Source organism: Enterobacter sp. CCUG 70166, from assembly GCF_020224095.1.
Taxonomy (GTDB): Bacteria; Pseudomonadota; Gammaproteobacteria; order Enterobacterales; family Enterobacteriaceae; genus Enterobacter; species Enterobacter intestinihominis.
In genome coordinates this window covers 19003-37816 of the sequence record NZ_NRIQ01000008.1, presented here as the reverse complement: position 1 = coordinate 37816, position 18814 = coordinate 19003, and the positions used below count along the sequence as shown (strand labels likewise).

The 18814-nt window shown below is 55.3% G+C and carries 20 protein-coding genes, 1 pseudogene and 1 other annotated feature; of the genes and pseudogenes, 10 read left to right on the top strand and 11 right to left on the bottom strand.

Annotation, left to right across the window (positions count from 1 at the left end):
• Nucleotides 1-160: 160 nt before the first annotated feature.
• The gene (gene wzzB, locus CKK19_RS04405; RefSeq protein ID WP_063853282.1) at nt 161-1141 is read left to right on the top strand and encodes an LPS O-antigen chain length determinant protein WzzB; all 981 of its coding nucleotides are present in this window, start codon (nt 161-163) and stop codon (nt 1139-1141) included.
• Between the two features lie 112 nt (nt 1142-1253).
• Nucleotides 1254-2209 (top strand): annotated as a pseudogene (locus tag CKK19_RS04400) (IS4 family transposase); the annotation flags it as partial.
• Nucleotides 2210-2320: 111 nt separating this feature from the next.
• On the opposite strand, the gene hisIE reads toward CKK19_RS04400, so the two are convergent.
• The 9 genes from hisIE to hisL form a co-directional block, all read right to left on the bottom strand.
• A complete protein-coding gene (gene hisIE / locus CKK19_RS04395; protein WP_045348858.1) occupies nt 2321-2932 on the bottom strand; it encodes a bifunctional phosphoribosyl-AMP cyclohydrolase/phosphoribosyl-ATP diphosphatase HisIE in 612 nt (203 codons plus the stop codon).
• Complete coding sequence (gene hisF / locus CKK19_RS04390) at nt 2926-3702, bottom strand: imidazole glycerol phosphate synthase subunit HisF (RefSeq protein WP_048966310.1); 777 nt, start codon at nt 3700-3702, stop codon at nt 2926-2928. Before hisF ends, hisIE begins: the two co-directional genes overlap by 7 nt.
• Nucleotides 3684-4421, bottom strand: a complete 738-nt coding sequence (hisA, locus tag CKK19_RS04385; protein ID WP_063853280.1) for a 1-(5-phosphoribosyl)-5-[(5-phosphoribosylamino)methylideneamino]imidazole-4-carboxamide isomerase — start codon at nt 4419-4421, stop codon at nt 3684-3686. The genes hisF and hisA overlap by 19 nt, the downstream gene beginning before the upstream one ends.
• The gene (hisH, locus tag CKK19_RS04380) at nt 4421-5011 is read right to left on the bottom strand and encodes an imidazole glycerol phosphate synthase subunit HisH (RefSeq protein ID WP_003859485.1); all 591 of its coding nucleotides are present in this window, start codon (nt 5009-5011) and stop codon (nt 4421-4423) included. Before hisH ends, hisA begins: the two co-directional genes overlap by 1 nt.
• Nucleotides 5011-6078 carry a bifunctional histidinol-phosphatase/imidazoleglycerol-phosphate dehydratase HisB gene (hisB, locus tag CKK19_RS04375; protein ID WP_063853279.1) on the bottom strand — a complete coding sequence of 356 codons (1068 nt, stop codon included), beginning with the start codon at nt 6076-6078 and terminating at the stop codon, nt 5011-5013. Before hisB ends, hisH begins: the two co-directional genes overlap by 1 nt.
• Entirely contained in the window at nt 6075-7136 is a 1062-nt protein-coding gene (gene hisC, locus CKK19_RS04370; RefSeq protein ID WP_063853278.1) for a histidinol-phosphate transaminase, read from the bottom strand. The genes hisB and hisC overlap by 4 nt, the downstream gene beginning before the upstream one ends.
• Nucleotides 7133-8437: a histidinol dehydrogenase gene (gene hisD, locus CKK19_RS04365; RefSeq protein ID WP_023300525.1), complete on the bottom strand. Its 1305-nt coding sequence runs from the start codon at nt 8435-8437 to the stop codon at nt 7133-7135. Before hisD ends, hisC begins: the two co-directional genes overlap by 4 nt.
• A gap of 5 nt (nt 8438-8442) precedes the next feature.
• Nucleotides 8443-9342 (bottom strand): ATP phosphoribosyltransferase, encoded by a 900-nt coding sequence (gene hisG / locus CKK19_RS04360; RefSeq protein WP_000886595.1) that lies wholly within the window; start codon nt 9340-9342, stop codon nt 8443-8445.
• 45 nt (nt 9343-9387) lie between these two features.
• Nucleotides 9388-9511 (bottom strand) — a sequence feature (His leader region).
• A complete protein-coding gene (gene hisL, locus CKK19_RS04355) occupies nt 9487-9537 on the bottom strand; it encodes a his operon leader peptide (RefSeq protein WP_099516347.1) in 51 nt (16 codons plus the stop codon). It overlaps the preceding feature by 25 nt.
• A 172-nt stretch (nt 9538-9709) precedes the next feature.
• On the opposite strand from hisL, the gene CKK19_RS04350 reads away from it, so the two are divergent.
• From CKK19_RS04350 to CKK19_RS04335, 4 genes are all read left to right on the top strand, one after another.
• Entirely contained in the window at nt 9710-10534 is an 825-nt protein-coding gene (locus CKK19_RS04350) for an SDR family oxidoreductase (RefSeq protein ID WP_225455033.1), read from the top strand.
• 41 nt (nt 10535-10575) lie between these two features.
• Nucleotides 10576-11505, top strand: coding sequence for a LysR substrate-binding domain-containing protein (locus CKK19_RS04345; protein ID WP_063853277.1), 930 nt, complete (start codon nt 10576-10578; stop codon nt 11503-11505).
• 219 nt (nt 11506-11724) lie between these two features.
• Nucleotides 11725-11787 carry a membrane protein YoeI gene (yoeI, locus tag CKK19_RS04340; protein ID WP_099458931.1) on the top strand — a complete coding sequence of 21 codons (63 nt, stop codon included), beginning with the start codon at nt 11725-11727 and terminating at the stop codon, nt 11785-11787.
• The gene (locus CKK19_RS04335) at nt 11777-13135 is read left to right on the top strand and encodes an APC family permease (RefSeq protein ID WP_022648602.1); all 1359 of its coding nucleotides are present in this window, start codon (nt 11777-11779) and stop codon (nt 13133-13135) included. The genes yoeI and CKK19_RS04335 overlap by 11 nt, the downstream gene beginning before the upstream one ends.
• Nucleotides 13136-13256: 121 nt before the next feature.
• Here CKK19_RS04335 and sbcB read toward each other — a convergent pair whose 3' ends face one another.
• A complete protein-coding gene (gene sbcB / locus CKK19_RS04330; protein WP_412523758.1) occupies nt 13257-14693 on the bottom strand; it encodes an exodeoxyribonuclease I in 1437 nt (478 codons plus the stop codon).
• A 191-nt stretch (nt 14694-14884) separates the two neighbouring features.
• On the opposite strand from sbcB, the gene dacD reads away from it, so the two are divergent.
• From dacD to CKK19_RS04310, 4 genes are all read left to right on the top strand, one after another.
• A complete protein-coding gene (dacD, locus tag CKK19_RS04325; protein WP_225455040.1) occupies nt 14885-16057 on the top strand; it encodes a serine-type D-Ala-D-Ala carboxypeptidase DacD in 1173 nt (390 codons plus the stop codon).
• A 118-nt stretch (nt 16058-16175) separates the two neighbouring features.
• The gene (gene sbmC / locus CKK19_RS04320; protein ID WP_022648599.1) at nt 16176-16649 is read left to right on the top strand and encodes a DNA gyrase inhibitor SbmC; all 474 of its coding nucleotides are present in this window, start codon (nt 16176-16178) and stop codon (nt 16647-16649) included.
• Between the two features lie 91 nt (nt 16650-16740).
• Nucleotides 16741-17799: an FUSC family protein gene (locus CKK19_RS04315; RefSeq protein WP_022648598.1), complete on the top strand. Its 1059-nt coding sequence runs from the start codon at nt 16741-16743 to the stop codon at nt 17797-17799.
• Nucleotides 17800-17946: 147 nt separating this feature from the next.
• Nucleotides 17947-18282, top strand: coding sequence for a DUF496 family protein (locus CKK19_RS04310; RefSeq protein WP_000450410.1), 336 nt, complete (start codon nt 17947-17949; stop codon nt 18280-18282).
• Nucleotides 18283-18336: 54 nt separating this feature from the next.
• On the opposite strand, the gene CKK19_RS04305 is transcribed toward CKK19_RS04310, so the two are convergent.
• Nucleotides 18337-18564 carry a hypothetical protein gene (locus CKK19_RS04305; RefSeq protein WP_225455039.1) on the bottom strand — a complete coding sequence of 76 codons (228 nt, stop codon included), beginning with the start codon at nt 18562-18564 and terminating at the stop codon, nt 18337-18339.
• Between the last annotated feature and the right edge of the window lie 250 nt (nt 18565-18814).

Below are 18814 nucleotides of genomic sequence, written 5' to 3'. Positions count from 1 at the left end.
TCCCAGGACATCAGAATCCGTCTATGATAGCGCGTTGCTCTTCACATACATAACCCATCTTTCCGATATAACTCATCGGATTCTTATAGAATTTTCTACAACAAGAGATACACTATGGAAACAAGATTATTTTTGCCCTTTTTCATCTGTTAGGGATTGTATGACGCAGAACAACGATAGCCTGGTCAATCGCAGCAATGACCCGGAGCAAATTGATTTACTTGATTTAGTAGTACAACTATGGCGCGGTAAGTGGGTAATTGGAGCGTTTATTGCTGCTTTTATTGTTCTCGCTGTTGCATACATCACTGTTGCTAAAGAAAAATGGACTTCATCCGCCATCATTTCCCAGCCTGATGCGGCGCAAATTGCCACCTATGCAAACGCGTTGAACATCCTTTATGGCGGTGCCGCACCTTCTATGTTGGACATTCAGAATCGCGCCATTGGCCGTTTCAACTCTTCCTTCTCCGCATTAGCGCAGGCGCTTGATAATCAGGAAGATCCGGAGAAACTTACTATCGAACCGACCGTGAAAGGCCAGGCATTACCCTTAACCGTTAGCTATCAGGGTGAATCGGCTGAGGCTGCACAGAAGCAACTGGCGCAGTATATTCAGCAGATCGATGAGCAGACGGCTAAAGAACTGGCGCTTGACCTAAGAGACAACCTCAAGCAGCAGATTACTACATTGAACGATTCCCTCAAAAATGAGGAGAAAGTCGTACAGGAGCAAAAAGATCTGCGTATCAAGCAGATTTCAGAGGCGCTTAAAAACGCAGAAGCCGCAAAAATTAGCACACCGCAGCTTCAGCAAACTCAGGATGTGACCCAGGAAACGATGTTTCTGTTAGGTACTGTTGCCCTCAAATCAATGGTTGATAACGAAGCATCTCGCCCGCTGGTGTTCTCTGGCTCTTACTATCAGACCAAAAAGAATTTACTGGATATTCAGAATCTCAACGTTAATCCTGATACCATTCATGTCTATCGTTACGTTATGAAACCGGACCTTCCTTTCCGCCGTGATAGCCCTAAAAAGGCTGTAACCCTCATCCTCGCGATACTGCTTGGTGGTGTTATTGGTTCTGCTGTCGTCCTTGGCCGCAATGCGCTGAGAAAATACAACCCAAGAGCCTGATTTACAAACAAAAAAGACCGGGTCGCCCCTTATGCCGATCTTTTAAGGATCGGTTGACCGATCCAGTGGCTGGTGTAAAAAGGGTTCATGTCTCTTCATGGACCCTTTTAAAATGGAACTTTCTCAGGCTCCCGGTAATATACATCTCACCGCACCGGAACGTGCCTGTTCCCTTTCCGAACTCATCCACGCAGACCTTATCCGGGAAGCCTTCAGGCTGACCGATACTGTGACGCTCCGTAAACGTAAACTCCCATTGAATCAATTGCATGGCTTGTTGTCGGCATGTCTGTTTTCTGTGACAGGCCGATGACCGATATTGTTAATCTCATGGATATCACTGACCGTTCGGGCGCGCCATTCACCGCACGAAGCGCCGTTATCCAGCGCCGCAAAAAGCTCGGCGAGGGGGCTGTCCGGGAGCTTTTGATATCACGCAGCAATACTGGAACCAGCAGGTGTCACACCCGCAATGGCACGGACTGTACCTGTTTGCGATGGATGGTGTGGTCTGGAGAACGTCTGACACGCGGGAGAACAGCGAAGCGTTCAGCAAACACGGCAACCAGCACAGCGAAGGCAACTATCCGCAGGTGCGCATGGTCTGTCTAATGGAGCTCAGCAGCCATCTGATTAACGCCAGCGCTTTCGACAGTGAGAGCGTCAGCGAAATGCGTCTGGCGGCACAGTTAACGGACCGGGTACCGGATAACAGTATCACCCTGTTCGACAGGGGATATTACTCCCCGGGGCTGCTGCATCACTGGCAGCACGCCGGAGAGAACCGGCACTGGCTGCTGCCCCTGATAAAGAATACCCAGTATGAGGTCGTGTGCCGTCTGGGGAGGGGTGACGAGCGGGTGAAGCTGAAAACGAGCCCGCTGGCCCGGAATCAATGGCCGGGACTGCCGGAAGAGGTCACTGCCAGACTTCTGAGCCGGAAAGTGGACGGAAAGGAGTAGAAAAGTCCTCACGTCTCTGGAAGGCCCCTGTCGTTATCCGGCGGGTGCGGTGAGCGAGCTGTACCGTCACCGTACGAACAGGCGAGATGGCTGGTATTACCGGGAAGACGGGAGCGTAGTTACCCGAGAGAGCTCAGGGTGAAGGGCAGGAATTACCCGGATAAAAAAACTGCTGGTCACCTTAAGTGACCAGCATTAGGGTTTCCCCGGTCTTTTTTTATTTATGCCGTTTCCGCAGATTCTCAATCACCGTCGTTAAATCCAACTCCTGATCCTGAAGCAGCACCAGCAGGTGATACATTAAATCCGACGCTTCGTTCGTCAGCTCCTCACGGTCATGCACAGTGGCCGCCAGCGCCGTTTCAACGCCTTCCTCACCCACTTTCTGCGCAATACGTTTGGTGCCGCTGGCGTACAGCTTCGCCGTGTACGAGCTCTCGGGATCCGCTGATTTACGCTCTGCCAGCAGCTGTTCCAGCTGATAGAGGAACAGCCACTGGTGGCTCGCCTCGCCGAAGCAGCTGCTGGTGCCTTTGTGGCAGGTCGGCCCAATCGGGTTGACCAGCACCAGCAGGGTGTCGTTGTCGCAATCTGGCGTAATGCTGACCACATTCAGGAAGTGACCTGAGGTTTCTCCTTTCGTCCACAGGCGCTGTTTGGTGCGCGAGAAAAACGTCACCTTGCCGCTGTCGATCGTTTTTGTCAGTGCCTCCTGGTTCATGTATCCCAGCATCAGCACTTCGCCTGAAACGGCATGCTGTACAACCACCGGCAGTAATCCGTCAGTTTTTTCCCAGTCCAGCTGCGCCTGTTGTTGCTCTGTTAACATACCCTGATCTCCACGCCCTGGTCGGCCAGGTACGTTTTTAACTCACCAATATTGATAATCTGTTTGTGGAACACGGAAGCGGCCAGCGCGCCGTCTACGTTCGCATCGCGGAAGGCTTCAAGGAAGTGTTCCATGGTGCCCGCGCCGCCGGAGGCAATCAGCGGAACCTGGCAGACCGCGCGCACTTTTTTCAGCTGCCCGAGGTCGTAACCGTTACGAACGCCGTCCTGGTTCATCATGTTCAGCACGATTTCACCCGCACCGCGTTTTTGCACTTCCTGCACCCAGTCCAGCGTCTCCCATTGGGTGACGCGCGTGCGGCTTTCATCGCCGGTGTACTGGTTAACGTGATATTTTCCCGTTGCGGCATCAAACCAGGTGTCGATCCCCACGACAATGCACTGCACGCCAAAGCGATCCGCCAGACGCGTAATCAGCTCCGGGTCGGCCAGGGCAGGGGAGTTAATGGAAATTTTGTCCGCACCGAAAGAGAGAATTTTCGCCGCATCGTCAGCAGATTTAATCCCGCCCGCCACGCAGAAGGGTATATCAATCACCTCTGCCACGCGCGCCACCCAGCTTTTGTCCACCACACGGCCATCGCTGGAGGCGGTGATATCGTAAAATACCAGTTCGTCTGCGCCTTCTTCGGCATAGCGTTTAGCCAGGGGAACGATGTCGCCAATGATCTCGTGGTTGCGGAACTGCACGCCTTTTACAACCTGACCATCACGCACGTCCAGGCAGGGAATTATCCGTTTTGCCAGCATTGAATCGCCTCCTTCACCGTAAATTTGCCTTCCAGCAGCGCGCGACCCACGATCACGCCGCGTACACCGGTTCCGCGCAGAGCGGCGATATCCGCCAGGTCGCCGATACCACCAGAGGACTGAAACGCCACCTGCGGATAACGCGCGCAAACCTCTTCATACAGCGAGACGTTAGAGCCTGCGAGCGTGCCATCGCGTGAAATATCCGTGCACAGCACATGCTTTAGCCCTACGGGGAGATACATCTCAACCAGCTCTTCCAGCGTCACGCCGGAGTTTTCCTGCCAGCCGCTGACCGCGACCTGCTTGTTACCCTGTTCGTCAATGCGCACATCCAGCGCCAGCACCAGCGCATCCGCGCCGAAGCGGCGGAACCAGCCCTTGACCGTCTCAGGATCTTTCACAGCGGTCGAACCGACTACCACGCGCGCCACGCCCGCGTCCAGTAAGGCGGTAACATCGGCTTCCGTACGCACGCCGCCGCCCACCTGCACCGGGACGTCCACGCCAGCCACCAGTGTTTTAAGCAGCGGGATCTGGCGCTTCGCCGGATCTTTCGCGCCGGTCAGATCGACCAGGTGCAACACCTCAGCGCCTTCAGCGGCGTAAGCCTGTAACCGCGGCAGCGGGTCGTTGCCATAGTCGCGCTGCTGCCCGTAATCACCCTGATGGAGACGAACAACCGTGCCGTCAATTAAATCTAAAGCGGGAATTATCATCACATCTCCAGGAAATTTTTCAGCAGCTGCGCACCGGCGGCGCCGGAGCGTTCCGGGTGAAACTGCACGCCGTAAAAGTTATCTTTCTGCACTGCGGCGGTGAACGCCTCGCCGTAATTGCACTGGGCGATGGTGTAGGTATTCACGGGCATGGCGTAGCTGTGGACGAAGTAGAAGTACGCGCCGTCTTCGATTCCCTGGAACAGCCTGTTGCCCGCCTTCGGATAAACGCGGTTCCAGCCCATGTGCGGCAGCGGCAGGCCGTGGTCGGTCATTTTCGGCACGTCTTCTTCTATAATGCCCAGCAGATCGACGCCGTTGCTCTCTTCGCTGCGGCGGCCAAGCAGCTGCATGCCGAGGCAAATGCCCAGCACCGGTTGAGTACAGGCTTTGATGAGATCCACCAGCTCGCGCTCGTGGATCTGATCCATCGCCGCCTGGGCGGTGCCTACGCCCGGCAGAAAGAGTTTATCCGCGCGCAGCACCACGTCCGGGTCGCGGCTCACCACCGGCTCGTAGCCGTGGCGCATAATCGCCGACTGTACGGAGTTCAGGTTGGCGCATCCGGTGTCCAGAATCACCACGTTCATTACAGCACTCCTTTCGACGAGGGAAGGGCGTCACCTTCCACGCGGATCGCCTGGCGCAGGGTACGGCCAAAGGCTTTGAACAGGCTCTCGACGCGGTGGTGATCGTTTTTGCCTTTGGTTTTCAGGTGCAGCGTCAGGCCCATAGTGTAAGAAAGCGAGCGGAAGAAGTGCTCCACCATCTCGGTGCTGAGATCGCCCACGCGCTGGTAGGTGAAGTCGGCTTTATATTCCAGGTGCGGACGCCCGGAGATATCCATCGCGCAGCGCGCCAGGCACTCGTCCATCGGCAGAACAAAGCCGAAGCGGTTGATGCCGCGTTTGTCGCCGAGCGCCAGCTTCAGGGCTTCGCCCAACGCCAGGCCGGTATCTTCCACGGTGTGGTGATCGTCGATATACAGGTCGCCCTTAACGGCGATCTCCATGCGGAAGCCGCCGTGCGTGGCGATTTGATCCAGCATATGGTCGAAGAAACCGACGCCGGTGTGGATCTTGCTGCCGCCTTCGCGATCGAGCCAGACCTTCACGTCGATCTGCGTCTCTTTGGTGTTGCGTTCAACGTGGGAATAGCGGTCGCGTCTGGTGAGCTGCTCGCCAATCATCGCCCAGTTTAGCGTGTCGCGGTTATAGCGCAGACCCGCAATGCCCATGTTTTCCGCCAGCGTGATATCCGTGACGCGATCGCCAATCACATAGCTGTTGGCTTTATCCAGCGCCTCTTCAGCCAGATAACGTTCAACAAGCTTCACTTTTGGCTTGCGGCAGTCGCACTCGTCGGCAGGCATATGCGGGCAGATCAGCACCTCGTCGAAGGCGATGCCCTGCGAGGTCAGCACCTGCATCATCAGGTTTTGCGGGCCGTCAAAGTCCGCCTGCGGGAAGCTGTCGGTGCCCAGACCGTCCTGGTTGGTGATCATTACCAGCTTATAGCCTGCTTTCTGAAGCTTCAGCAGCACCGGGATCACGCCGGGTTCAAACGCCAGCTTGTCGAAACGATCGACCTGAAAATCGCTGGGTGGCTCCGAGATGATGGTGCCGTCACGATCGATAAAGAGATACTTCTGACTCATACTTTCTCCGCTTTCAGGGCGTCAATCACGCGCTGGCTCTCCGCGCGGGTGCCGACGGTAATACGCAGGCAGCCGCTCAGGGTAGGTTGTTTATTCTGGTCTCGTAAGATAATGCCCTGATCCCACAACGATTTAAATATCGCGCTTGAGGCGGTGAAGCGCACCAGGATGTAGTTGGTCTCCGAGTCGAACACCTGCTCCACGCACGAAATCGTTTTCAGGGCATCGACTAGATATTGACGCTCCTCCAGGATCAGCGCCACACGCTCGCGCATCGCGCTGATGCCCTGCGGGGCCAGCGCCTGTGCCGCAATATCGGCAACCGGCGTTGAGAGCGGATACGGGGCGATCACTTTCAGCAGCAGGTCGATAACCGCTTTATTTGCCAGCGTAAAACCGCAGCGAAGACCGGCGAGAGCGAAGGCTTTCGACAGGGTACGCAGCACGACGAGATGCGGATACTCTTCAAGCCAGCCTGCCAGTGTCGCCTGCGGGCAGAACTCAATGTAGGCTTCGTCGGCCACAACCAGCGCTTTGCCGCGCGTCATTTCCAGCAGGGAACGGATATCCTGCGGATTGATAATCTGCCCGGTCGGGTTGTTCGGGCTACAGACAAACACCACCTTCACGCCGTCGAGGTTATCGGCGATGCCCTGCAAATCCAGCTGCCAGTTGTCGAGCGCCTGTACGTTGCGGCAGGCCACGCCAAAGGTTTCGGCGCTGACGCTGTACATCCCGTAGGTGGGCTGGCAGTACATCACCGCGTCTTTACCCGGCTCGCAGAAGGCGCGGATCAGCAGCTCAATCCCTTCATCCGCCCCACGGCTGACCAGTACCTGCTCAGGCTTCACGCCTGCATACTGCGCATAGTTCTCGATCACCGCTTTCGGCTGACACTCCGGGTAGCGGTTCAGCGTCTGCTGCGAGAGCTCAAAGGCCACCGCCGTGGGATATTCGTTGGCATTCAGCCAGACGTCGCCGTTCCCGCCCAGACGACGCGCAGACTGATAGGGCGTCAGGCGACGGACATTTTCGCGGGCTAATTCTTCAATGTTCATGCTTGCTCCTTCAGGGCGGCAACGCGCAGCGTCACGGCATTTTTGTGGGCAGTCAGGCGCTCGGCGGCGGCCAGGGTTTCGATGGTCGACGCCAGCGAGGCAAATCCCTCGCGAGAGAGTTCCTGCACGGTCATGCGCTTCTGGAAATCCGCCAGCCCCAGGCTGGAGCAGGTTGAGGTATAGCCATACGTGGGCAGCACGTGGTTGGTGCCGGAGGCGTAATCCCCGGCGGATTCCGGTGACCAGTCCCCGAGGAACACCGAGCCTGCGCTGGTTATGCTGTCGACCAGATCGCGCGCGTTACGGGTCTGAATAATCAGGTGCTCCGGCCCGTACTGATTGGAGATGGCGATGCACTGGTCGATATCGCGAGCCACAATCAGTCGGCTGGCCGATAGCGCCTGACGCGCCGTTTCCGCACGCGGCAGGTCGGCCAGCTGACGCTCAACGGCCTCGCCCACGCGTTTTGCCATATCGGCATCTGGCGTCAGTAAAATCACCTGCGAGTCAGGGCCGTGCTCGGCCTGCGAGAGCAGGTCAGAGGCCACGAAATCCGGTGTAGCGCCGCTGTCGGCAATCACCAGCACTTCAGACGGACCGGCAGGCATATCAATCGCCGCGCCGTCCAGACGCTGACTGACCTGGCGCTTCGCTTCGGTAACGTATGCGTTACCCGGGCCAAAGATTTTGTCGACTTTGGGAACAGACTCCGTCCCGAACGCCAGGGCGGAAATCGCCTGCGCGCCGCCCACTTTATAGATCGCCTGCACGCCGCACAGCTTCGCCGCATACAGGATCTCATCGGCGATCGGTGGCGGAGAGCAGAGCACCACCTTTTGACAACCGGCGATACGTGCCGGGGTGGCCAGCATCAGGACGGTCGAAAACAGCGGGGCAGAGCCGCCAGGAATATAGAGGCCAACGGACGCCACCGGGCGCGTCACCTGCTGGCAGCGCACGCCGGGCAGGGTTTCCACATCCACCGCCTGCAATTTCTGCGCGGTGTGGAAGGTATCAATATTTTTCACCGCGACGGCCATCGCCTGTTTGATCTCATCCCCAAGGCGGCTTTCCGCCCCGGCGATCTCCTGTGCGGTGACCTGTAACGCGTCGACCTCAGTTTTATCAAACTTCGCGCTGTACTCGCGCAGCGCGTCGTCTCCGCGGGCTTTGACGTTATCGAGGATCTCCGCCACGGTGCGGGTGATGCTCTCTGAGGCGGAAATTGCCGGGCGCATCAGCAGCTCACGCTGTTGCGCGTCGCTACAGGTATTCCAGTCGATGATTGTGTTAAAGCTCATGGTCGTTACTCCATCATCTTCTCAATTGGCAGCACCAGAATAGAACTCGCGCCCAGCGCCTTCAGTTTTTCCATCGTTTCCCAGAACAGGGTTTCGCTGCTCACCATGTGCATCGCCACGCGCTGCTGGTCGCCCGCCAGCGGCAGAATGGTTGGGCGTTCAGCGCCCGGCAGCAGGGCAATCACTTCGTCCAGGCGCTCGGTCGGCGCGTGCATCATGATGTATTTGGATTCACGCGCCTGAATCACGCCCTGAATGCGGGTCAGCAGTTTGTCGATGAGCTGCTGTTTGGCATCGGCCATCTCGCCGTCGCGCTGGATAAGGCACGCTTTGGAGCGGTAGATCACCTCCACTTCGCGCAGGCCGTTGGCTTCCAGCGTGGCGCCGGTGGAGACGAGGTCACAGATGGCATCGGCCAGGCCCGCACGCGGCGCCACTTCAACAGAGCCGTTCAGCAGACAAGATTTAAACTGCACGCCTTTTTGATCGAGGTAACGCTTCAGCAGGTGAGGGTAAGAGGTGGCGATACGTTTGCCGTTCAGCGCGGCCGGGCCATCCCAGGCTTCATCAACCGGCGTGGCCAGCGACAGGCGGCAGCCGCCGAAGTCCAGACGACGCAGGGTAAAGTAGCGCGGATCTTCGCCCTGCGCGCGGCGGGTTAATAACTCTTCTTCCAGTACGTTTTCGCCGATGATGCCGAGGTCAACGACGCCATCCATCACCAGGCCCGGAATATCGTCATCACGTACGCGCAGAATGTCGATCGGCATATTTTCAGCCAGGGCGATCAGGCGCTGGGTGTGCAGGTTGATTTTAATCCCGCAGCGGGCCAGCAGTTCGCGTGAATCATCGCTTAAACGGCCTGATTTTTGAATAGCTATGCGTAAACGTGAGTTATCTAACATTCTGTGTTCCTCGTTAACCTGTTTTAACCTGTCTGAATGCGGTCCAAAAAAAAGCCCCCGGAAGAAGATCTTCCGGGGGCTTTTTCATGCGTTCATGCACCACTGGAAGATCCAAACGTCTTCCAGCACACATCGCCTGAAAGACTAGTCAGGATGATGGTGATGATGGTGGTTTTTAAAAGGAACGCGTGTCATATAAATTCTCGTTGAATGCTTATGCATTTGATGTCTTTTAACCTAAACCAGTTGTACGCCATAAAGCAAGGGCTTTTTTTGATCATTAATTCATTTCATATTGATGGTATGAATTGTGCGTTCCATAAGGCTGGCGTAGCCTTATAACAGGCGTCGTTATGCGGAGAATGTCATGAAAAAGGTCGCGATTGTCGGATTAGGGTGGTTAGGAATGCCACTGGCGATGTCATTAGCCGCGAAAGGCTGGCAGGTGACAGGGAGTAAGACCACGCGGGACGGGGTTGAGGTGGCGCGCATGTGCGGCATTGATGGTGTCGAGCTGCGTCTCGAACCCGAGCTTATCTGCGATACCGACGAGCTGGATGAACTGATGAATGTGGACGCGCTGGTCATTACCTTACCGGCGCGGCGCAGCGGGCCGGGCGAGACGTTTTACCTGCAGGCGGTGCAGGAGATTGTCGACAGCGCCCTGGCGCACCATATTCCGCGTATCATTTTCACCAGCTCGACCTCCGTCTATGGCGATATCGACGGTACGGCGAAAGAAAACACCGAGCGCCGTCCGGTAACCGCCAGCGGACGGGTACTGAAAGAGCTGGAAGACTGGCTGCACAATCTGCCTGGCACGCAGGTGGATATTTTACGCCTCGCCGGGCTGGTGGGGCCGGGGCGTCATCCGGGACGCTTCTTTGCCGGTAAATCCGCGCCGGATGGTCAGCACGGCGTTAACCTTGTACACCTTGAAGATGTTATCGGTGCAATAGAGCTGCTTTTACAGGCTCCGAAAGGGGGGCACATCTATAATATATGTGCGCCTTCGCATCCGCCACGCAGCACCTTTTATCCGCTGATGGCGCGCCAGCTGGGTCTGGCGCCGCCGGTGTTCAGTGAGGCGCAGGGGGAGCGCAAAGGCAAAATTATTGATGGCAATCGTATTTGCCATGAACTGGGATTTGAATATCAGTATCCCGATCCGCTGGTTATGCCCATGGAATAATTGCGCCGGCGGAGGCCATCGCACACCGCAAGGGGGCGAAGATGAAACCGCTGCTGGATGTTCTTGTTATTCTGGATGCGCTGGAAAAAGAGGGGAGCTTTGCCGCCGCCTCGGCGAAGCTCTATAAAACCCCTTCAGCTCTGAGCTACACCGTGCAGAAGCTCGAGAGCGATCTTAATATTCAAATCCTTGACCGCACTGGCCATCGCGCGCGTTTCACCCGTACTGGGCAGATGCTGCTGGAAAAAGGGCGTGACGTGCTGCATACGGTTCGCGAGCTGGAAAAACAGGCCGTCAAACTTCATCAGGGCTGGGAAAATGAGCTGGTGATTGGGGTTGATGATACTTTCCCTTTTTCGCTGCTTACCCCGCTTATTGAGGCGTTCTATCAGCGCCACAGCGTCACCCGGCTGGTTTTTATCAATGGCGTGCTGGGCGGTTCCTGGGAGGCCCTGACGCAGGGCAGGGCGGATATCATCGTTGGAGCGCTGCATGAGCCTCCTCAACTGAGTGAATTTGGTTTTGCGCGGCTGGGTGTTCTGGAGCAGGTTTTTGCCGTTGCGCCTCACCACCCGCTGGCGAATGAACCGGAGCCTGTTACCCGACGCGTCATTAAAAACTATCGCGCCATTGTGGTTGGAGATAGTTCTCGCCCCGAGTGCGGCATTTCATCGCAGCTGCTGGATGAGCAGGAGGCCATCACCGTTTTTGATTTTAAAACCAAGCTGGAACTGCAAATAAGCGGCCTGGGGTGCGGCTACCTTCCCCGTTATTTAGCACAGCGCTTTATTGAAAGCGGCGCGCTGGTGGAAAAACAGGTTTTAGCGCAGAGCAGTAACGAATCGGTATGGGTGGGCTGGAATGAACAGACCGCCGGGCTTGCCAGCGCCTGGTGGCGAGACGAAATTTTAGCAAATAGTGCTATCGCGACAGTTTACACTCAGGCAGGTGATGGGAAATCAACCAGTTAGTAAAATTAATTTATGGGCAGGTTTCTCAATGTATTGCCTTTTGTATCTGGAATAGGGCAAAATGCCGCCGCTGCAAACAAATGAATAATCGACGATATAAAAGGCGTCGGTTATTTTTTTTTGCATGTACGAAACGAAACTAAAAACCAAGAGGCCGGGCTTCGTACCGGATAGATATTTACTAAAATCCGACAGTTGTTGTCGCTGAGGAAGAAAGAAATGGGGCAATTTTTCGCTTACGTGGCGGTTATCACCGTAAAGGAGAATAACTATGTCGCATAACGCAACTCCAAACACCTCTCGCGTGGAATTACGTAAAACGCTTACGTTGATTCCGGTTGTTATGATGGGCCTTGCCTATATGCAACCGATGACGCTGTTCGATACATTCGGTATCGTATCAGGCCTTACTGACGGTCACGTTGCAACGGCGTACGCCTTTGCACTGGTCGCCATTCTCTTTACAGCGCTGAGCTACGGTAAACTGGTTCGCCGTTTCCCGTCCGCAGGCTCTGCGTACACCTATGCTCAGAAATCCATTAGCCCGGCTGTTGGCTTTATGGTGGGCTGGTCATCACTGCTGGACTACCTGTTCATGCCGATGATCAACATTCTGCTGGCAAAAATTTACTTCGAAGCGCTGGTACCTTCCGTACCGTCGTGGATCTTCGTTGTGGCGCTGGTGGCCTTTATGACCATCTCTAACCTGCGCAGCATCAAGACCGTGGCTAACTTCAACACCCTGATCGTGATCCTTCAGATGGGGATTGTTGCGGTTATCGTTGGGCTGATCATCTACGGCGTTTCCCACGGTGAAGGCGCAGGTACGCTGACCAGCACCCGTCCGTTCTGGTCTGAAGGTGCGCACGTTGTGCCGATGATCACCGGGGCGACTATCCTGTGCTTCTCGTTCCTGGGCTTCGACGGTATCTCTTCTCTGTCTGAAGAGACCAAAGATGCCGAGCGCGTGATCCCGAAAGCGATTTTCCTGACCGCGCTGATTGGCGGCCTGATCTTCATCGGTGCGTCTTATTTCTTACAGCTGTACTTCCCGGATATCTCTCGCTTTAAAGATCCGGATGCATCGCAGCCTGAAATCATGCTGTACGTGGCGGGTAAAACCTTCCAGTGGGGCGTGCTGATCTTCTCCAGCGTCACCGTACTGGCATCCGGTATGGCAGCGCACGCGGGCGTTTCTCGTCTGATGTACGTGATGGGCCGTGACGGTGTGTTCCCAACTCGCTTCTTTGGTTACGTGCATCCGAAATGGCGTACCCCGGCGTGGAACGTGCTGCTGGTGGGCGCGATTGCCCTGCTGGCAATCAAGTTCGACCTGGTAACGGCCACTGCGCTGATTAACTTTGGTGCGCTGGTGGCGTTCACCTTCGTTAACCTCTCCGTGATTTCGCAGTTCTGGATCCGTGAGAAGCGCAACAAGACGCTGAAGGACCACATCAACTATCTGGTGCTGCCAGTGTGTGGTGCCCTGACGGTGGGCGCCCTGTGGATCAACCTGGAAGAGAGCTCAATGGTTCTGGGTCTGATCTGGGGTGCAATCGGTCTGATTTACCTGGCTTGCGTAACGAAGAGCTTCCGCAACCCGGTTCCTCAGTACGAAGACGTCGCGTAAGACTGTGTCGGGTGGCGGCTATGCTCAACCCGACCTACAGTTTTGTAGGCCGGGTAAGCGTTAGCGCCACCCGGCAAAAAAAAGCCGGAGACATCGCCTCCGGCTTTTTTGTGCCCGCTACTCAGACAATTTCTTGCGCGTACTGGAACAGCACTTTCAGCAGCGCCTGTTTCTCAGCATCCCCTTCATACTGGCCGTAAAGCATCTCCAGCTCCTGGGCATAGCTATTAAGAAACTCAGGCGTAAACATGTTGCGCCGATGCTGTAACCAGCGCTCCTGCTCTGCTTCATCCAGCGTGCCTGGATAGTTGCGCGCACGGTAGTTAAACATCAGCTTCTTAATGCGCGTGTCCGCAAAGGTGATATCCAGCGCGGGCAAATTACGCGGGTCGGTTTGCAGCACGATGTTCATCGCCGCGCGATCGGCATCGCTAAAGAAGCCGTTATAAAGCTGCGCATCCACATTCTCAGACGGCACGAACGGCTCTGCTTCGGCAAAAATGGCGACGACTTTCTCGCGCACCTGCGGGTTGTCGCGCAGCACTTTCAGGTTATCGAGGCAGTGCTGACGGTTAATCCCCAGCCGGTCGGCGTCTTCCGGACGCAGCGTGTTGGCCTGCGCAAGCACCGGGCATTTATTGATGTGCACCAGTTTTACCGGTACGGCTGGCAGGTCACCCAGCGCCTCTTTCGGCGTATAGAGCCGTTCACGTAAGGTGTCGCTGTCGAGCTCAAGCATCGGGGAGATATCCCCGGCAAGATCCACCATGATGACGGCGTTACGGTTGTCCGGATGCCAGGCAAGCGGCGCCACCCAGCTTGTGTTCCCGCGCCACGCGCCGAACATCCCTGAAATATGCACCAGCGGTTTCATCTGCGGCACGTCAATCAGCGTCATCAGCTTTTGCTTGCTGCGATGGCTCAGCAGATACTCAAACAGGCGCGGCTGCGCGGTTTTTACGAGCTTCGCCATAGCGATGGTCGCGTAGACGTCTGCCATCGCGTCGTGGGCGTTGCTGTGCTCGATGCCGTTGGCCCGCGTCAGGTGCTCGAGCCTGAAGCTCGGCAAGCCGTCGTCGTTCTCCGGCCAGTTAATCCCCTCCGGGCGCAGCGCATAGCAGGCGCGCATGATATCCAGCAAATCCCAGCGCGAATTGCGGTTCTGCCAGCTCCAGGCATACGGATCGTAGAAGTTGCGGTAGAAGATATTGCGCGTCACTTCATCGTCAAAACGGATGTTGTTGTAACCCACCACGCAGGTATTGGGCACCGTGAACAGGTCGTGGATGCGACGGGCAAATTCTGCTTCGCTAACGCCTTTATCCCGCGCTTCCTGAGGCGTGATGCCCGTCACCATCACCGCGCCTGGCTGCGGCAGGTAGTCATCGGCGGGTTTACAGTAAAACACCTCGGGTTCGCCGATGACGTTAAATTCGTCATCGGTTCGGATAGCCGCAAACTGCGCCGGTCGGTCCAGCGCCGGATGGGTGCCAAAGGTTTCGTAATCGTGGAACAAAAAAGTCGGGCGCGCGGCAGAGTCAGACACCAGTAATCTCATCCTGTTAAAAATTGACGTCTCTATGGTAAACGATTGGGGTGAGCAGTCCGAATAAAAAGCACCTTCAGGCAAGAAATTTGCGAGATTTGTTCCGAAAAAATCTGCGTGCTGTCACATTTTTTTGCAATTAAGGCAGGTAACGACATCAGAACTCCCGTAAAAAGGTCATCGATTTTTACTGACCTGAGGATATACCGTTGAAACGCCGTCTGTTTATTGCTGTTTCTTTACTCGCTTCGAGTATTTCATCCGCGCTGGCTGCCGAGCCGCTGGATTTTTCACCTCAGCCGCCTGCCATCCAGGCAGGATCCTGGGTATTGATGGATTACACCACGGGTCAAATCTTAACGGCGGGCAACGAACATCAGCAGCGTAATCCGGCGAGCCTGACCAAACTGATGACGGGGTACGTTGTCGATCGTGCCATTGATAGCCACCGCATCAGCCCCGATGACATTGTGACGGTCGGACGTGACGCCTGGGCAAAAGGCAATCCGGTCTTTGACGGTTCGTCTCTGATGTTTCTGAAGCAGGGCGATCGGGTTTCTGTGCGCGATCTCAGCCGCGGCCTGATTGTTGATTCCGGCAATGACGCCTGCGTGGCGCTGGCGGATCACGTGGCGGGCGGTCAGCCGCAGTTCGTCAGGATGATGAATGACTACGTTGAAAAGCTGAACCTGCGCGATACCCACTTCGAAACCGTACACGGGCTGGATGCACCGGGTCAGCACAGCTCCGCTTACGATCTCGCCGTACTTTCCCGCGCCATCATCCACGGCGAGCCTGAGTTCTACCACATGTACAGCGAGAAGAGTCTGACCTGGAACGGCATCACTCAGCAGAACAGCAACGGCCTGCTGTGGGATAAGACCATGAACGTGGATGGTCTGAAAACGGGACACACCTCGGGCGCGGGCTTTAACCTGATCGCCTCCGCAGTGGATGGTCAGCGTCGACTGATTGCGGTGGTGATGGGGGCAGACAGCCCGAAAGGACGTGAAGATCAGGCGCGCAAGCTGCTCCACTGGGGACAGCAAAATTTCGATACGGTGCAGATCCTGCATAACGGCAAAAAAGTGGGAACCGAACGCATCTGGTATGGCGATAAAGAGCAGATCGCGCTGGGCACGGATCAGGATTTCTGGCTGGCATTACCCAAAACGGAAGTGCCGAACATCAAGGCGAAATATGTAATGGATAAAAAAGAGCTGGAAGCGCCGATCGCCGCGCATCAGCGGGTAGGGGAGATCCAGCTGTACGATCGTGACAAGGTGGTAGCGCACTGGCCATTGGTTACGCTGGAGCGCGTTGAAAAGGGCGGCCTTTTCTCCCGCCTCGGCGATTATCTGCATCATAAACTCTAACCTTTTCGGGCAGACTGGCAGTGTTGCGAGTCTGCTCACATAATAAACACTCCTGGTTTGCCGATAATCTCGATTCTGCTTTATAGTGTATATATATACAGTAATAAACGGAGGCAGCATGGACTACAGCATCAGGCAGCAACAGAAACGTACGATCGCTGGCTTTCATCTCGTGGGGCCGTGGGAAAAGACGGTCAAGCAGGGATTTGAACAGCTGGTTATGTGGGTAGATGGACGTCATATTCAGCCGCAGGAGTGGGTGGCCGTTTATTATGACAATCCGGATGACGTGCCGGCAGAAAAGCTTCGCTGCGTTACCGCCGTAACGGTAGCGGACGATTTCACTATCCCTGATAACAGCGAAGGGGTAATGCTGACCGAAATCGCTGCCGGAGAGTATGCTATTGCCGCCGCGCGCGTCGAAAATCATGATTTCGCCACCCCGTGGTATCAGTTCTTCAACTCCCTGCTGGAAGACAGCAAATTCCAGATTGCGCCAAAACCCTGCTTCGAACGCTATCTGAACGATGGCAATGCTGACGGCTACTGGGATATTGAGATGTTTGTACCGGTAGAGCACAAAGTGGGATAATCCTGCGAAACGCAGGGTTTTTCAGCCGGGCGCGATCCACCCGGCTGAAAACACAGTACAATTGTGGTTTGCCGTAGAGCTGGAGACGGGTGTGCGCCCCGACAAGTCATTAACCCCTTTTGAAATTCGGTTATACAAACATTATCGCGTGGTGCACGGTTGCCGCATTGCGCTGGCGTTTGTGCTGACCTTCGTACTGGTTCGTTTGCTGGATATCCCGGAAGGGACGTGGCCGCTGATCACGCTGGTGGTGGTGATGGGGCCGATCTCATTCTGGGGGAACGTGGTCCCTCGCGCTTTCGAACGCATAGGCGGTACCGTTTTAGGCTCGGCGCTTGGGCTTATCGCCCTGAAGCTGGAGCTAATTTCATTTCCGTTCATGTTGCTGTGGTGCGCGGTGGCGATGTTTCTTTGCGGATGGCTGGCCCTCGGAAAAAAACCGTATCAGGCGCTGCTGATTGGCATTACGCTCGCCGTTGTGGTCGGCGCACCGGCGGGCGATATGACCACCGCATTGTGGCGAAGCGGGGACGTGATCCTCGGCTCGTTGCTCGCCATGCTGTTTACCGGCATCTGGCCGCAGCGCGCCTTCCTGCACTGGCGCATTCAGATGGCAAACTACGTCACGGCATTTAACCGGGTCTACCAGGCCGGGTTTTCGCCGAATCTGATTGAGCGTCCGCGGCTGGAAAAGCACCTGCAAAAAATCCTTAATGATGTGGTCAAAATGCGCGGGTTAATTACCCCGGCAAGCAAAGAGACGCATATCCAGAAAGCCATTTTTGAAGCCATTCAAACGGTCAGCCGTAATCTGGTCTGTATGCTTGAACTGCAAATCAATGCCCACTGGGCCTCACGCCCCAGCCATCTTCTGATGCTCAACGCGCATACGCTGAAAGAGACGCAGCAGATGACGCAACAAACCCTGCTGACCATCGCTCATGCACTTTACGAAGGTAACCCACAGCCGATACGGGCGAACAGCGAGCGGCTGAATGACATCGTCATCGAGCTCAAACAGCTGATGAATGAGCGTCAGGGCGACAATGTGTCGGAAACGCCCATCCACGGCTATGTCTGGCTGAGTATGGAGCTGGCGCGACAGCTGGAGTTGTTATCGCAGCTGATTTGCCGGGCACTGCGCAAATAAAAAGCGTATGTGATGCCTGCTGCTTCGATTCAGCAACAATTAGGGTTATGATGGTTTTAAACGATATACTCATTGTCATTCGCAGCCGCTGTCTGTTAAAACGGTTGCATTAACGAATCCGAATCTCACATTATCAGGGGTGTAAAAATGGAAACTACCAAGCCTTCGTTCCAGGATGTTCTGGAGTTCGTCCGCCTGTTCCGCCGCAAAAACAAGCTACAGCGCGAAATCCAGGACGTAGAGAAGAAGATCCGTGACAACCAGAAACGTGTCCTGCTGCTGGACAACCTGAGCGACTACATCAAGCCAGGTATGAGCGTTGAAGCCATTCAGGGCATCATCGCCAGCATGAAGAGCGATTATGAAGATCGCGTTGATGACTACATCATCAAAAACGCTGAGCTGTCCAAAGAGCGTCGCGACATCTCCAAAAAGCTGAAAGTGATGGGCGAAATCAAAAACGTCGACGCTAAAGGCGAGTAATCGCACACTCTGTTGCCCGGTGGCGCTGCGCTTACCGGGCCTACAGTACTGTTATCACGTAGGTCGGGTAAGGTGAAGCCGCCACCCGACAATTTCACGAACGCAAAAAAGCAAAAAGTCTGCTCTAAAAGCAGGCTTTTTAAATTTGGCTCCTCTGACTGGGATCGCCTTTGCCAATAACTGGCTAATAAGTAAGCTAAACCTGAATTCCTTTTCTGTCAAGACCACCAGAATGACCCCCTCTAAGAAATGTATGCACTTGTAAGAAGAAGCAATGCCCATTGGGGGGATAAGGTACAATCGGTACTCTGCCGGTGCATTATGTTTTAGTGATCTGTTACCGTCCTGCATTGCCACAGACAGCTAGCTGATGAAGATATCCACTGCTTGTCTAGAGAAAACTCCAATGCAGTCCATCAGATATACGCAAATTTTTAATCAGGCTGTGAAAAGTGAAATTGATATCCTGAAGGATTTCGGAGAAATCCGAATCAGGGTATAGTAATCTCTGAGTATTAATTAGTAATTGCGT